Annotated in this window: 16 protein-coding genes; 3 read left to right on the top strand and 13 right to left on the bottom strand. The window is 69.2% G+C overall.

Annotated elements, in window-relative coordinates; genetic code table 11:
* Positions 1–88: 88 nt before the first annotated feature.
* The 13 genes from ED92_RS24650 to ED92_RS24590 all read right to left on the bottom strand — a co-directional run bounded on the left by ED92_RS24650 (position 89) and on the right by ED92_RS24590 (position 10,158).
* Positions 89–412, bottom strand: coding sequence for a DUF2469 domain-containing protein (locus ED92_RS24650; protein ID WP_003096226.1), 324 nt, complete (start codon positions 410–412; stop codon positions 89–91).
* A complete protein-coding gene (locus ED92_RS24645) occupies positions 409–1,188 on the bottom strand; it encodes a ribonuclease HII (protein ID WP_007032893.1) in 780 nt (259 codons plus the stop codon). Before ED92_RS24645 ends, ED92_RS24650 begins: the two co-directional genes overlap by 4 nt.
* 58 nt (positions 1,189–1,246) lie before the next feature.
* Positions 1,247–2,176: a signal peptidase I gene (gene lepB, locus ED92_RS24640; RefSeq protein ID WP_016336230.1), complete on the bottom strand. Its 930-nt coding sequence runs from the start codon at positions 2,174–2,176 to the stop codon at positions 1,247–1,249.
* A gap of 31 nt (positions 2,177–2,207) precedes the next feature.
* On the bottom strand, positions 2,208–2,576 hold the full coding sequence (gene rplS / locus ED92_RS24635) for a 50S ribosomal protein L19 (protein WP_005154717.1): 369 nt from the start codon (positions 2,574–2,576) through the stop codon (positions 2,208–2,210).
* 160 nt (positions 2,577–2,736) lie between these two features.
* Positions 2,737–3,501, bottom strand: coding sequence for a tRNA (guanosine(37)-N1)-methyltransferase TrmD (gene trmD, locus ED92_RS24630; RefSeq protein ID WP_037342316.1), 765 nt, complete (start codon positions 3,499–3,501; stop codon positions 2,737–2,739).
* A complete protein-coding gene (gene rimM / locus ED92_RS24625) occupies positions 3,501–4,013 on the bottom strand; it encodes a ribosome maturation factor RimM (protein WP_037342315.1) in 513 nt (170 codons plus the stop codon). Before rimM ends, trmD begins: the two co-directional genes overlap by 1 nt.
* A 16-nt stretch (positions 4,014–4,029) precedes the next feature.
* Complete coding sequence (locus ED92_RS24620; RefSeq protein ID WP_003103110.1) at positions 4,030–4,269, bottom strand: RNA-binding protein; 240 nt, start codon at positions 4,267–4,269, stop codon at positions 4,030–4,032.
* A complete protein-coding gene (rpsP, locus tag ED92_RS24615) occupies positions 4,266–4,712 on the bottom strand; it encodes a 30S ribosomal protein S16 (protein WP_037342314.1) in 447 nt (148 codons plus the stop codon). The genes ED92_RS24620 and rpsP overlap by 4 nt, the downstream gene beginning before the upstream one ends.
* Positions 4,713–4,869: 157 nt before the next feature.
* Positions 4,870–5,688, bottom strand: coding sequence for a CPBP family intramembrane glutamic endopeptidase (locus ED92_RS24610; protein WP_037342313.1), 819 nt, complete (start codon positions 5,686–5,688; stop codon positions 4,870–4,872).
* Between the two features lie 57 nt (positions 5,689–5,745).
* Positions 5,746–6,495, bottom strand: a complete 750-nt coding sequence (locus tag ED92_RS24605; protein ID WP_081975901.1) for a CPBP family intramembrane glutamic endopeptidase — start codon at positions 6,493–6,495, stop codon at positions 5,746–5,748.
* A gap of 45 nt (positions 6,496–6,540) precedes the next feature.
* Positions 6,541–7,614: an amidohydrolase family protein gene (locus ED92_RS24600; protein ID WP_037342311.1), complete on the bottom strand. Its 1,074-nt coding sequence runs from the start codon at positions 7,612–7,614 to the stop codon at positions 6,541–6,543.
* Positions 7,615–7,617: 3 nt separating this feature from the next.
* Positions 7,618–9,153, bottom strand: a complete 1,536-nt coding sequence (gene ffh, locus ED92_RS24595) for a signal recognition particle protein (RefSeq protein WP_007032900.1) — start codon at positions 9,151–9,153, stop codon at positions 7,618–7,620.
* A 117-nt stretch (positions 9,154–9,270) separates the two neighbouring features.
* A complete protein-coding gene (locus ED92_RS24590) occupies positions 9,271–10,158 on the bottom strand; it encodes a hypothetical protein (RefSeq protein WP_235213358.1) in 888 nt (295 codons plus the stop codon).
* Positions 10,159–10,369: 211 nt separating this feature from the next.
* Here ED92_RS24590 and ED92_RS24585 point away from each other — a divergent pair, with 211 nt between their 5' ends.
* Genes ED92_RS24585 through ED92_RS24575 form a run of 3 tightly spaced genes read left to right on the top strand, consistent with a single transcriptional unit; the run spans position 10,370 to position 14,375 of the window.
* Positions 10,370–12,715: a HAMP domain-containing protein gene (locus ED92_RS24585; RefSeq protein WP_037342310.1), complete on the top strand. Its 2,346-nt coding sequence runs from the start codon at positions 10,370–10,372 to the stop codon at positions 12,713–12,715.
* Positions 12,712–13,893 carry a poly-gamma-glutamate synthase PgsB gene (gene pgsB, locus ED92_RS24580; RefSeq protein WP_037342309.1) on the top strand — a complete coding sequence of 394 codons (1,182 nt, stop codon included), beginning with the start codon at positions 12,712–12,714 and terminating at the stop codon, positions 13,891–13,893. Before ED92_RS24585 ends, pgsB begins: the two co-directional genes overlap by 4 nt.
* The gene (locus ED92_RS24575) at positions 13,893–14,375 is read left to right on the top strand and encodes a poly-gamma-glutamate biosynthesis protein PgsC/CapC (RefSeq protein ID WP_037342308.1); all 483 of its coding nucleotides are present in this window, start codon (positions 13,893–13,895) and stop codon (positions 14,373–14,375) included. The genes pgsB and ED92_RS24575 overlap by 1 nt, the downstream gene beginning before the upstream one ends.
* Positions 14,376–14,377 lie beyond the last annotated feature (2 nt).

Genomic DNA, 14,377 nt, shown 5'->3' with positions numbered 1-14,377 from the left:
GGCTGTGCTATGCGCCCCGGGATGGATACGTGAAGGCCCCCTTCACGGCGGCCAGCGCCGTGAACGGGGCCTTCACGTACTTAGGGGATCAGCCGGAGAACGGTCCGTCTTCCGGCAGCCGGAGGTCCGGTTTGTCGAGCTCCTCGACGTTGACGTCCTTGAACGTGATGACCCGGACGTGCTTGACGAACCGGGCGGGCCGGTACATGTCCCAGACCCAGGCGTCCGACATGCGGACCTCGAAGTACACCTCGCCACCGCCGTCGCGCACCTGCACGTCGACGGCGTTGGCCAGATAGAACCGCCGCTCGGTCTCCACCACGTACGAGAACTGGCCGACTATGTCGCGATACTCGCGGTAAAGCGAGAGCTCCATCTCGGTCTCGTACTTCTCGAGATCCTCTGCGCTCATGAAATCCGCGCCCCTCCTCGCGATTTTGCTGCTGTTCCAGCGGCGGAGCGTTCATTGTTACCCACGTACGGGCCGAGGGCACGTATCGGCACGCTCGGGTTTTCCAGTGCCGCGACGGTCAGCACGACCGGGTGAGGCGGCCGCACCCGGTGCGCGGCGGCCGCGGTGGCCACGTTGGCGTACGACCAGCGATGGACCGGACTCGGACCGTGAGTGTTCAGCGCGGCGCTGTGGTCGGTGGTGCTGTACCCCTTGTGCACGTCGAAACCGTAGTGCGGATGGACGTCGTGCAGGTCGCCCATGATCCGGTCCCTGGTGACCTTCGCCAGCACGGAAGCCGCCGCCACGCACGCGACGGCCTTGTCCCCTTTGATCACCGGGACGCTCGGGGCGGGCAGCCCGGAGACGCGGAATCCGTCGGTCAGGACGTAGCCGGGCGTGTTCCGTAGCGCCGAAACGGCTCGCCGCATGCCTTCGAGGTTCATGACGTGGATGCCGAACAGATCGACCTCGGCCGCCGGGATGACGATGACCGAGTAGTCGACCGCACGCTGGACGACCCGGTCGTACACCCGGTCGCGCGCCTTCGCCGTGAGCACCTTCGAGTCGGTGAGCTCGGGCAGACGGGCGGCGTCTCCGGGACGCAGGACGCAGGCGGCCACGACGAGCGGGCCGGCGCAAGCACCGCGCCCTGCCTCGTCGACTCCGGCGACGGGCCCGAGGCCCCGCCGGTCCAGCGCACCCTGCAAACCCCAGAAGAGGTCGCCACGCACCACTGCCCGCGGCGGCCGAAGCGGCTCGGCCGGTGTGAGCGGTACAGGAACTCTCAAGGCCTTACCGCCTCCGGTCGACCGCCTTGCGCACTCCGGCCGACATCCGCCTGCCGAGGAAGAGCACGGGCCACGCCGCGGCGATACCGACTCCCAAGGGGAGCCCCTGCTGCCAAGCCGGGGCGCCGAGCGCCAGCGGCTGAGCGTTCGCCTGCGGGTTGTGGTCCGAAACGCCACCCCAGCGGCCGGGCGGGAGCACGATGACCCGTGCCTTGCCGATGATGTTGTCCACCGGGACGGCACCGTTGACCCCACCGCCACCCTGGATACGGGAGTCGCTGGAGTTGTTGCGGTTGTCGCCCATCACCCAGACGTAGCCGGCGGGCACCTTGACCGGCTCGAACGTCCGCTCGGTGGGGGCCATGCCCTCTTCCCAGTGGACGTACGGCTCGTCGAGTGCCTTGCCGTCGACGACGACGCGGTTGTTGTCGCAGCACTGGACCGTCTGGCCGCCGACCGCGATGATCCGCTTGACGAAGTCACGCTCGTCCGGCGGCGCGAACCCGATCAGGGAACCCAGCGTGCGGAATCCGGTGACGAAGATGTTGCTGGACTCCGGCGTGTCGATCTCGCCGACCCAGGCGGGCGGGCCCTTGAAGACCACCACGTCGCCGGGGGCGGGATCGGTGAAGTCGTACGTGATCCGGTCGACCAGGATCCGGTCGCCCGTGCATCCCGAGCAGCCGTGCAAAGTGGTCTCCATCGACCCCGAGGGGATCATGTAGACCTTGGCGAGGAACTGCTGGATCAAGATCGTCAGCACGAGCGCGACGACGATCAGGATCGGCAGTTCCTTCCAGAACGACCGCTTCTTGTTGACCTTGCCGAATTTCTTGGAACCGGATCGGCCCCGGCGGGAGGCCCGCGTGGGGCGCTCCTCTTCGGGGCGATCGGGCTCGTCTTCGGAGGTGTTCTGGGACACGGGTTCGACCACGACGCCAGGTTACCTGTAACCGAGTGGCTACCTACTTGGCGGAGGTCGTCTCGCGGTTTTCGCGGCGTTCCTTGATCTTGGCGGCCTTGCCGCGCAGCTCGCGGAGGTAGTACAGCTTCGCCCGGCGGACGTCACCGCGCTTGAAGACCTCGACCTCGGCGATGTTCGGCGAGTGCACCGGGAAGGTGCGCTCCACGCCGATGCCGAACGACACCTTGCGGACCGTGAAGGTCTCGCGGATGCCGCCGCCCTGGCGACGCAGCACGACGCCCTGGAAGATCTGGTTGCGCTCGCGGTTGCCCTCGATGACGCGGACGTGAACCTTGAGCGTGTCGCCCGGTCGGAAGTCCGGGATGTCGGAACGCAGTGACTGCGCGTCCAGCGCGTCCAGGGTGTTCATCGGTGGTCCGTCCTCGTCTTCGTATGGCTTACGTGCAGCTTGGGCGCGCAGTGTCGGGCACTGCGACCTACCCGGGGGCTGATGGCGTTCCGGTGTACGGCGCCGGCTGCGAAGCCGCGCGTCCACTCACGCCAACCTGTCAAGTATTGCAGACCAGGACTCAGGCGGTTGACCCGGCCTGGTCGCTGCCCTCGTCCAACCGGTCGAGGACCTTGAGATCGTGCTTGTCGAGACTACCTTCCGGCAGCAGGCCGATCAGTTCGGGCCTGCGCCGGACGGTGCGTTCCAGCGCCTGGTCGCGGCGCCAGCGGTCGATCAGCGCGTGGTTTCCCGAGCGCAGTACGTCGGGCACGGCCAGGTCGCGCCAGACCTCTGGCCGGGTGTAACTGGGGCCTTCGAGCAGCCCGTCGGAGAACGAATCCTCCTCGGCGGAGCGGGAGTTGCCGAGCACCCCGGGCAGCAGCCGGACGACGGCCTCGACCATCACCAGCACCGCGGCCTCGCCGCCGACCAGCACGTAGTCGCCGATGGAGACCTCGTCGACGGGCATCCGCCGCGCGGCGTCGTCGATCACCCGCTGGTCGATGCCCTCGTAGCGGCCGCAGGCGAACACCAGGTGTTCCTCGGCGGCGTACTGGTGGGCCATGGCCTGGGTGAAGGGCCGTCCGGCGGGGGTCGGGACCACGAGGCGGGTGTTCTCGCCGCAGACCTCGTCCAGGGCGGGACCCCAGACCTGCGGTTTCATCACCATGCCGGGTCCGCCGCCGTACGGGGCGTCGTCAACGGCGCGGTGGACGTCGTGCGTCCAGTTCCGCAGGTCGTGGACGCCGACCTCGATGAGGCCGCGGTCGATCGCGCGCCCGAGCAACGCGGCGCGGAGCGGGTCGAGGTATTCGGGGAAGATCGTGACGACGTCGAGGCGCATCAGGCGTCCAGCAGGCCTTCCGGCGGGTCGAGGACCACACGGCCGCCCGCGACGTCGACGGCCGGGACGATCGCCTTCACGAACGGCACCAGCACCTCACGTCCGTCGTGCTCGATCGACAGCAGTTCGCCGGCGGGCGAATGCACGATTTCGAGCACCTTGCCGACGACGGTGCCGTCGGCCAGTTCGGCCCGCAGGCCTTCGAGTTCGTGGTCGTAGAACTCGTCGGGGTCTTCGGTCGGCGGCAGCGTCGAAGTGTCGGCGATCAGCAGCGCGCCGCGGAGGGTCTCCGCGACGTCCCTGGTCAGCACCTCTTCGAAACGCACCAGCAGCCGCCCGCTGTGTTCGCGGGCGGCTGCGATGGTGAGGTCTCTGCTGCTGCCGTCACGCAGCTTCGTCGTGACGGCCGAACCGACCGCGAACCGCTGTTCCGGCGAGTCCGTGCGCACGTCCACCGCGAGTTCCCCGCGGATTCCGTGCGCCTTGGCGATCCGGCCGACTACGACGTCCATCCCGTTCAGTCCTTGGTCAGCGATCGGTGTCGACGACGTCCACGCGGACGCCGCGGCCACCGATACCGCCCATGACGGTGCGCAGGGCGGTCGCGGTACGACCGCCCCGGCCGATCACCTTGCCGAGATCGTCGGGGTGCACGTGCACCTCGAGCGTGCGGCCACGGCGAGTGGTCAGCAGCTCGACCCGGACCTCGTCCGGGTTGTCGACGATCCCGCGCACCAGGTGCTCGAGGGAGTCAGCGAGGAAGCTCACGCCTCGGCCTTGTCACCCTCGGCGGCTTCGGCCTTCTCGGCCTCGGCCTTCTTCGGGGCGGACTTCTTCTTCGGCGTGGTGGCTTCGGCGGAGGCCGAGTCACCGGCGGCCGCGAGCGCGGCGTTGAACAGGTCCTGCTTCGACGGCTTCGGCTCGGCGACCTTCAGGGTGCCCTCGGCGCCCGGCAGGCCCTTGAACTTCTGCCAGTCACCGGTGATCTCGAGGATGCGCTGGACCGGCTCGGTCGGCTGGGCACCGACGGACAGCCAGTGCTGGGCCCGCTCGGTGTCGACCTCGATGAAGCTCGGCTCTTCCTTGGGGTGGTACTTGCCGATCGTCTCGATGGCCTTGCCATCACGGCGGGTGCGCGCGTCGGCGACGATGATGCGGTAGTACGGCGCACGGATCTTGCCGAGACGCTGCAGCTTGATCTTGACGGCCACGGGTGTGGGTACTCCTCAGTTCTCTCTGATGCATGTGGAAGGCGCACGCCAGCCGAGTGGGGACACGGCTGCGCACACCCGAAGGGTGAGCTCGGGCGCGGTGAGAGGGTCCGGCCAAAGCAGGCAAGCGTACATTCTGCCAGACGCTGATCGGCCGTCAGAACGCGGCTATCCCGAGCGAGGCGAGCAGGATCGTCACGGCCGGGAGGAAATTGTTCACCTGATGGGCGACCACGCTGCCGAGCAGCCGCCCGGTGAACACCCTGGCCAGCCCGATCGGGATCGCGATCACCAGCAGCAACGTGGTGCGCAGCGGTTCGAGGTGGCTCGCCGCGAAAACCGCCGTGGAGACCAGGAACGCCGCGATCCTCCCCCAGCGTTCGGTGCGCCAGGTCAGCCGTTCCACCGCGCCCCAGAGCAGGCCGCGGTAGATGATCTCCTCGCAGATCGGCCCGACCAACCACAGGTAGATGAACATGACGACGGCGGCCGAGACCGACATCCGCCGATCCTCGACGAGCGCGCTGATCGCCGAGGTCGCGTTCTCGTTGCCCACGACCTGCGTCCAGGCCCAGGCGGCGAGCGAGGTGAACCCGAGCCCGAGCACCCCGAGTTTGAGGCCGACCTTGACGTCGGCCCAGCTCCAGCCGATCCGCAGGTCGACGAACGGGCCGTTGCCCCGCAGCCGGGTGATCAGCAGCGCCACGCCCGCCGCGATCATCGTCGGCAGCATGGTGCCCAGCAGCACCATGCGCATCGGCAGGGGCTGACCGGGCTGGACGTCGCCGAGCAGGACGCTGATGAACGCCGCCGACGCCAGCAGGACGGCCTCCACCAGGAGGAAGGCCCCGAATCCCCAGCGATGCGGCGGTGGCGTGTCGGGCGCGGCCACCTCACCTCCGGCAATGACTTCTTCTGGGAGTTCGTCCGGCGGCGCCGCCTCGGGGATCGGCTCCCTGGGCTGAGATACGGTCACGCCGATCCTCCGGTGATCGTTCGGTTACTCAAAGACTCTAACCGCCTGGACCGGCGATCACCTCGCCGCGAAGAGCAATACAGCCGGTGGGAGGTTGTTGGCCGCGTGCGCGATCACGGACGCGCTCACCCGGCCCGACAGATAACGGGCCAGACCGATGGCGATGCCCTGGCCGAACAACGCGATCGTGCGCGCGGCCTCTCCGTGCAACTGGGCGAACACCAGCGCGGTGACCAGCAGGATCACCCAGGAAGGCAGGCGATGGAAGCCCATGGCGTTCCACAGCGTGCCGCGGAAGAGCAGTTCTTCGGTGACGGGAGCGGCGAGGACGACGATGACCGCGGCCAGCACCAGCCAGATCGTGTCGCCTTCGGTGGTTCCCGACAGTTCGGTGATCGGTCCGGGCGAGACGTCGGAGAAGGTCCTGTCGTCGCTGTCGGTCCCGTAGACGGCCAGCAGGAGCAGGTTGAGGAGGTAGCCGGCGGCGAGTGCGGCGGCTCCGCAGGCGAGCCCGATCCGGACGTCGCGCCACGTGGGTTTGAGCCCGAAGTCCGTGCGAAGCCCCTGTCCCCAGACGTGTGAACCGACCACTGGGCCGAGTCCGAGCACGAGGGTCGGCAGGAACGCGAGGATCAGCAGCGGGCCGACGTCACGGAGTTCGAGCGGGTCGTAGCCGCCGAAGCGGCCCGACATCAGGAAGCTCATGACGAGCGTGACGAGGTGGTATCCGGCGATGCCCGCGAAGAACGCTACGAAACCCCAGTGCGCTCCGAGCACCAGACGCTCGCGAGCCTGCCCGTCGTCCACCACGCCTCCACGCTAGGTACCGCTCCGGTCACACGTGGAGTCGGGTCAGGCGTAGATCTTGCCACGCAGCACGATATGGCTCGGATGGCGGAGCACCGCGAGATCCTCACGCGGATCGGACGGGTAAACGAGCAGATCGGCCGAGGCGCCGTCGACGATTCCCGGCACGCCGAGCCAGTCGCGAGCCGCCCACGAAGCCGAAGCCAGCGCCTGCTCCGCGGACATGCCCGCCTTGTGCAGTGCCTCGATCTCGTCGACGAGCCTGCCGTGCTCGACCATGCCGCCCGCGTCGCTTCCCGCGTACACCCGGACACCCGCCTCGATCGCCGTCGAGACCATCTCCCCCACGCCGGCGTGCAGCGCCCGCATGTGGTCCGCGTACACCGGATACTTGCCCGCCTTGTCCGCGATACCGGGGAAGTTCTCGATGTTGATCAAGGTCGGCACGAGCGCGATGCCGCGTTCGGCGAGGACGTCCAGCTGGTCCGACGAGAGCTCCGTGCCGTGTTCGAGGCAGTCGATGCCCGCGTCGATGAGACCGGGCAACGCGGCTTGGCCGAACACGTGCGCCGTCACCTTGGCGCCCTCGGCGTGCGCGGCGGCGATGGCCTCGGCGAGGACGTCGTCCGGCCACAGCGGCGCGAGATCGCCGATGCCCCGGTCGATCCAGTCGCCGACGAGTTTGACCCAGCCGTCGCCGTCACGGGCCTGTTCGGCGACCGCCTTCGGCAGCTCGGAAGGGTCCTCGAGTTCGATACCCAGGCCCGGGATGTAGCGCTTGCGCAGGGCGAGATGCCGTCCGGCGCGGATGATCCGCGGCAGGTCGGCCCGCTCCTGCAGCGGCCGGACGTCGATCGGCAGCCCGCAGTCGCGGATCAGCAGAGTCCCGGCGTCGCGATCGGTGATCGCCTGCTCGGCGGCCTCTTCGAGGGTGGTCGCCCCACCGACCCCGATACCGGGATGGCAATGCGCGTCGACCAGTCCGGGAACGAGAAAGCCTTCCCGGACAACGGTTTCCGCCCCGGCCACCGGTTCGGTCGTGATCCGGCCGCCGGTGACCCACAGCTCACGGTGCTCGCCGTCCGGCAGGACGACACCCGCCAGGTGCAGCGCCTCCACGGGCTACTTGTCCTTCGGCAGCTTGAACTTCTTCGGGTCGAACCCGGGTACGTCGTTCATGCCGCCGAGCTGCGAAAGGTCGGGCATCCCGCCGGGCATCCCGCCGCCGGGGGGCAGCATCGGCATACCGCCGGGGAAACCACCGCGGACCTTGGGCTGCGTCGGGCCGCGCCCCTTGCCCTTCTTCCCCTTCTTGCCCTTGCGGTTCTTGCTGCCGCCGCCTCCGCCGCCGAAGCCGAAGCGGCCCGCCATCTGCGCCATCATCTTGCGCGCTTCGAAGAACCGGTTGACCAGGTCGTTGACGTCGCGGACGGCGACACCGGACCCCTTCGAGATCCGCACGCGGCGCGAGGCGTTGATGATCTTCGGGTCGGCCCGCTCGGCGGGGGTCATCCCGCGGATGATCGCCTGCAGCTTGTCGAGCTGCTTGTCGTCGACCTGCGCGAGCTGGTCCTTCATCTGCCCGGCGCCGGGCAGCATGCCCAGCAGGTTGCCGATCGGGCCCATCTTGCGGACCGCGAGCATCTGCTCGAGGAAGTCTTCGAGTGTGAGCTGACCGCTACCGAGTTTGGCCGCGGTCTGCTCGGCCTTCTCCTGGTCGAAGTGCTGCTCGGCCTGCTCGATGAGGCTGAGCACGTCACCCATGCCGAGGATCCGGCTGGCCATCCGGTCCGGGTGGAAGAGGTCGAAGTCTTCGAGCTTCTCGCCGTTGGAGGCGAACAGGATCGGCTGGCCGGTGACCTGGCGGACCGAAAGCGCGGCACCACCGCGGGCGTCACCGTCGAGCTTGGTGAGCACGACACCGGTGAAGCCGACGCCGTCGCGGAACGCCTCGGCCGTGGTGACCGCGTCCTGACCGATCATCGCGTCGACGACGAACAGCGTCTCGTCCGGCGAAACGGCGTCGCGGATGTCCGCGGCCTGCTTCATCAGCTCTTCGTCGACACCGAGACGGCCGGCGGTGTCGACGAGGACGATGTCGTGCTGGGCGCGCTTGGCCTCGTCGATGGCGCGGCGGGCGACGTCGACCGGGTCGCCGACGCCGTTGCCGGGCTCGGGCGCGAAGACCGCGACCCCGGCCCGCTCGCCGACGACCTGCAGCTGCGTGACCGCGTTGGGGCGCTGGAGGTCACACGCGACCAGCATCGGCGCGTGGCCCTGCTTCTTCAGCCACATCGCGAGCTTGCCCGCGAGCGTCGTCTTACCGGCACCCTGCAGACCCGCGAGCATGATGACCGTCGGCGGGTTCTTCGCGAACGTGAGCCGCCTGGTCTCGCCGCCCAGGATGGTGACGAGTTCCTCGTTGACGATCTTGATGACCTGCTGCGCCGGGTTCAGCGCGCCGTGCACCTCGGCGCCCTTGGCGCGCTCCTTGATCCGGGCGATGAAGTCCTTGACCACAGACAGCGCGACATCCGCCTCGAGCAGCGCGATCCGGATCTCGCGCGCGGTGGCGTCGATGTCGGCGTCGGAGAGCCTGCCCTTGCGAGACAGGGTCTGCAGGGCGGACGTGAGCCGATCGGAGAGGGTGTCGAACACGGGTGTGCACGCTCCAGCGGGGTCGTTGTGGCTCGCCGGTACGAACCGGCGGCTTCCCAGGGTAGTCGGTGTTCGGGGCGGACGTTGACACGGTCGAGAAGACCCGATCGCGCGGGCTCAGGGTTCGCGGAGGTCGGCTTCGGCCAGAGCCTGGATCACGTTCGCGGGGGCGGCGCTGGATTCGCGGACCGTACGGCTCATCTCGACGTGCAGGAAAACCGTCCCGCCCTTCGCCGCGGCCTTGCCTTGAACGTTCTTCATCCCCTCCAGCGCTCCGCAGGACGATTCCCAAGCCCGGCAGACGGCGAGCCCGGCGGCGGCGAGCCGATCGGCGGCACGCCGGGCCGGTGGGCCGGCCACCGTCGCGCCGGACGAGAGCACGATGTCGTCGTCGGGCATGTTCTGGTCGTCGAAGCCGTGCAGCTGGACCTGCGGCAGACCTCGTCCGGCCAGGGTGGTGGCCACCACGTGGAAGACGGAGTCCACTTCGTGCGCGACGTCGGCGCGGCCATCGTCCGCCTTCCGGTGCGCGCCCGCGATCAGCAGCACCGCACCCGGCACCCGGCGGAAGTAGTCGAGGCCGAACGACTCCGTGCGGAGATCGGACGCGGGGTGCGGGACCTCGACCACCAGCGACGGCGGAGCCGACCTGTCGATCAAGTACATCCCCCAGGAGCGCTCGGTACCGGATTCGTTCATCACCAGCGTGTAGGGCCGCCCGGTCTTGCGGTCCACCCCGTCGCGCACCGCGAAACCGAGCTTTCCGAGGTCCACCGCACCGGCGGGCGCGGCGTCCAGCACCGCGGCGAATCCGGCGGCTGCCGTGCGACGTTCTCCCGCCTCGGGCGATCGGTAGTCCTGCTCAGCGGAAAGTGACGACGTGAATCCCGCGACCAGCGAACTCAGGTCTGCCTCCAGGTCGAGAGGGGGTCGCGGTGACTCGTCGTCACCGAGGACCAGCACGAGGGTCAGCACCAAGGCCAGCGCGGCGGCTACGCCGGTCACGCTGAGCAACATTCGAGTTCGGCTGATCACCACCCGACTCTACTGATTAAGCCGAACGGGTAGCCTGATCCGCGCTTTGCCGACATTGCAGCGGACTGTAACGTCCTCGCCGACACTTTTGATACCTCGCTGTAACCCGATCGGGAACACGTTCCGCTATAGGCCGACGTGAGCCGCGAATCAGCCGATTGAATCGAAGGGCCAAAGGCCAGTGAAGCGGCAGAAGGACCAGCCCGACCCCGCGGCGCGCCTGCGCGACCAGATCCCGGAAGCGGGCTTCCCCCGCGGTGTCGGGGTCGCCTCCGTGACGACCTTCGTCCTGCTCCTGGTGATCACCGCCTTCACCGCCCTCTACCTGTCGACGGCCGGGCCGCTCTCGCTGCTCCGCGCGGACACGGACGGGCAGGTCCCGGACGAGGTCACCGCGGGCAGGCAGCGAGCGACCACCGCGCTCGCCCAGACGCTGGCCACCTCGGCCACCTCGGCGGCGGGCGACCTGCGCGTCGCCCTCGACTCCGGCGTGTTCGACGAGACCTCCGACAACGCGGTTCTCGCCCGCCTCGGCGAGACATACCCCGACTGGCGCGGAATCGCCGTCTTCGACCCCGCCGCGAAGAGGGTCGTGGCCACCCATGGTGAGCCGGTGGCGGTCGAGAACCTCCGCGACGTCGACGTCACGAATCTCGTCGTCCGTCCGATCGCCCGGCCCGGCGACAGTCCGCTCGTCCTCACCGCGCTGCCGCTCACCGGCGCCCGCGCCGGCAGGCTCCTCGTCGTGTCGACCCCGCTGCGTGGTGTCTCGGCGGAGCTCGACAACGGCACCGTGCGGCAGATCCGGCTGGTCACCCCGGACGGCGCACTGCTCTCGTCGTCCGGCGCCGATGTACCCCAAACCGACAGCGTCGCCCAGAGCCTGCTCACCCGCGCGGCGGCGGCCGCCGCGACAGGGGAATCGGGTGTCCTCACCGGCGACGCCGCGACGGATCCGGCCAAACCGGGCGAGCGGATCGCACCGGTCGTGTCCTATGCCCCGATCGTGTCGGACGGCACCACGGGAAGTCTCGGAATGTCGGCCGTCACCCTCAGCCGGTTCCCGGTCGAGCCGGTGCCGGTCCGCTGGCCGGGCCTGATTCCGGCCGCCGTCCTGCTGGTACTCGCCATCGCCGGGTTCGTGCTGCTGCGGCGCACCGTCGTGCAACCGGTCCTCCGCCTTCGTGCCGACGCGCTCGCGGTCGCGGCGGGCGAGCTCGGCAAGCCGGTGCGGCAGTCCAGGATCCGCGAGGTGAACCGGCTGACCCGCGCGGTGGAGCGCTACCGGTCGAAACTCGCCAGGCGACGGCCCGGCGCCAAGGTGAAGCCGATCCTCTCCGCGCAGCTCGCCGTCGCGATGGTCACCCTCGCGCTGCTCGGCTGGTCGGTCGCCGTCGCCGCGACCCTCGGCCGTCAGCACGCCGCGGTCTCCCCCGCCGTGCTCAGCGAGTACGGCGGCCGCGTCACGCATTCGGCGGAAACCCTGCGCCGCAGCCTCGCCCAGGGGCTCGGCGATCTGCGCTCCGTCGCCCGGCTCGGGTCCACCGTGCGGCCTGACCGGCTCGACGGCATGCTCGGGGAGCTCGCCGAGAACGAAAGCCGGTTCCGCAGCGTCTACGTCGCCGACGCGGAAGGCAAGGTGCTGCACAGCGAGGGGCGCGAGTCGCTTCGCGATACGGGGAAGCTGCCCGAGGGTTCGGGCATCCGCCAGCACAACACCAGCGGCCGGGTGCCCGTGGTGTACGCCTTCGCGCAGTTGCCGGACTCGAAGAACGTCTTGGTCGCCGAGTACGACATACCGAGGATGGCGTCGGTGCTCGGCTCGGCCGGTGGCCGCGTCCGGGTGGTCGACGAGGGCAAGCGGACCATCGCCGACACCCAGGGCTACCTCGCCTTCTCCGAACTCACCGACTCCGTGCTGGTCAAGAACGTCGTCGCCGCACAATCCGGCAAGGACGCCCGTGAGAGCACCGATTCGTCCTTGGTCGTCGCGAGCCGCCTCGCCGACGAAGGCAGTGTCGCCGAACTGAACTGGGTCGTGGTCGCCGACCAGCCGATCGGCGCCCTGGGCGTCGCCGACAACACCGTGCGCTCGGGTGCCAGGGTCGCCGCGCTCCTCACGGCCGTCGTCGCCCTGATGTCGTTCGCCTGGCACCTGCTGGTCGTCGTCCTGCCGTTGCGGCGGGTGGCCGAAAGCGCCGTGCCGATCGCCAAGGGCGTCGGCATGGGCGCGGTGGTCTACCCCCAGCGCCAGGACGAGATCGGCACCATCGCCTCCTGTGTCGAGATCTGCCGTCAAGCGCTGACCGACGGCAAGGCCCGCCTCGGCGAGGTCCGCCGTCCGGTCGGCGCGGCGACCGACGAGACCAAACTGCTCCAGCGGATCGAGCCCGATCGTGACCGGCCACGGCAGGCCCGGAGGCGCGAACCACAGCCGGGGAAACCCCGCGCGCCGCGGTCGGCCGAGCCGCAGGCACGGCGGCACCGTGAGCCCGAATTGGCGGAACGAGGCCGGAGCCGGCGATGACGTTCCTCTATTTCGTGCTCCTCACGGCCTCGGTCGCGATGCTCGCGGCGGGCGTCGCCGAACAGCGCCGCCACTACCGCAACCTGCACAGCATTCCGACCCGGGTACTGGTCAACGGCATCCGCGGGAAATCGTCGATCACGCGCCTCTGCGCGGGCGCGCTGCGGGGCGGCGGCCTCGTGACGACCGCGAAGACGACCGGCACGGCGGCCCGGTTCATCCACCCCGACGGCAGTGAGGAGCCGGTCTACCGCAAGTTCGGCATCGCCAACGTCGTCGAGCAGATCGGCATCGTCCGCCGTGCCGCCGCGTACCGGCCCGACGCGCTGGTGATCGAGTGCATGGCGGTGATGCCGGACCTCCAGGAGATCAACCAGAGCAAGCTGATCCGCTCCACCATCGGCGTGCTGTGCAACGTCCGGGAGGACCATCTCGCGGAGATGGGACCGACGCTGGACGACGTGGCACGCTCGCTGAGCCGTTCGATGCCGGTCGGCGGGATCTGCCTCACCGCGGAGAAGGACCGGCTCGCGATCCTCCAGGAGGAGGCGGACAAACGGAACTGCCGCCTGATCGCCGTCGATCCGGAGAGCGTCACCGACGAGGAGATGCGCGGATTCGGCTGGATCACGTTCAAGGAGAACGTGGCGATCGCGCTGGCCGTCGCCGACCTGCTCAAGGTCAACCGGCGCCTGGCGCTGGAAGGGATGTGGGACGCACCGCCCGATCCCGGGGTGCTCCAGGTCCACCGCTACCGCGCGGGACGGCGGCTCGTGCGCTTCGCGAACGTCTTCGCCGCCAACGATCCCGAATCGACCCTGATGAACATCGACCAGCTCCGTGCACAGGGGGCGATCGCCGATCCGCTGCACGTGATCATCAACTGCCGCCCCGACCGGGTCGAGCGCAACGGCCAGATGGGCGCGCTGATCCCGCGGGTCGCACCGGAACGGGTGGTGCTGATCGGTGAGCCGACGCGCAGCGCCCGGATCGCGATCCCCGACGAGTGGCAGGACCGCGTCGTCGACCTCGGCGGCTCACGGCCGTCCGAAGAGCTGCTGCGCAAGATCATCGGAGGTATCGACCGGCACGCGTCGCTGATCGCCATCGGCAACATCCACGGTCAGGGCGAACTGCTCATCGACGAACTCGCGAAACTGGAAACGGCCGCCTCCTGATGCTCACCACTTCGCTCTCCCCCGAGGTCGCCACCATCGGGCTCGCCATCGGACTGCTGCTTTCCCTGGTCTGCTACCTGACCACGAATCTGTCCCCCGGCGGCATGATCACGCCCGGCTGGATCGCGCTGACCATCGTCGAGGACTTCCGGCGCGCGGCGATCATCGTGCTCATGACCGCGCTGACCTATGCGGGCACCAAGATCCTGCAGCGGGTGGTGATCCTGTACGGCAAACGCCTGTTCGCCGCGGTGGTCCTGCTGGGGGTCGTCCTGCAGACCACCCTGCTGCTGGTCCTGCAGGCCGACTTCCCGCTGTTGTTCGTGCACCAGACGCTGGGCTTCGTGGTCCCCGGGCTGGTGGCCTACCAGCTGGTCCGGCAACCGCCGGCCGCGACCGTCCTCGCCACCGGGGGCGTGAGCCTCGCCAGTTACGCGATCCTGATCAGCGGCGTGCTGGTCGGGCTGGTTCCCACGTTGTGAGG

It is taken from the genome of Amycolatopsis sp. MJM2582 (assembly GCF_000754115.1).
Lineage (GTDB): Bacteria > Actinomycetota > Actinomycetes > Mycobacteriales > Pseudonocardiaceae > Amycolatopsis > Amycolatopsis japonica.
Note: the sequence above shows the minus strand (reverse complement) of the source record. Positions and strands in the feature narration are given on the sequence as shown.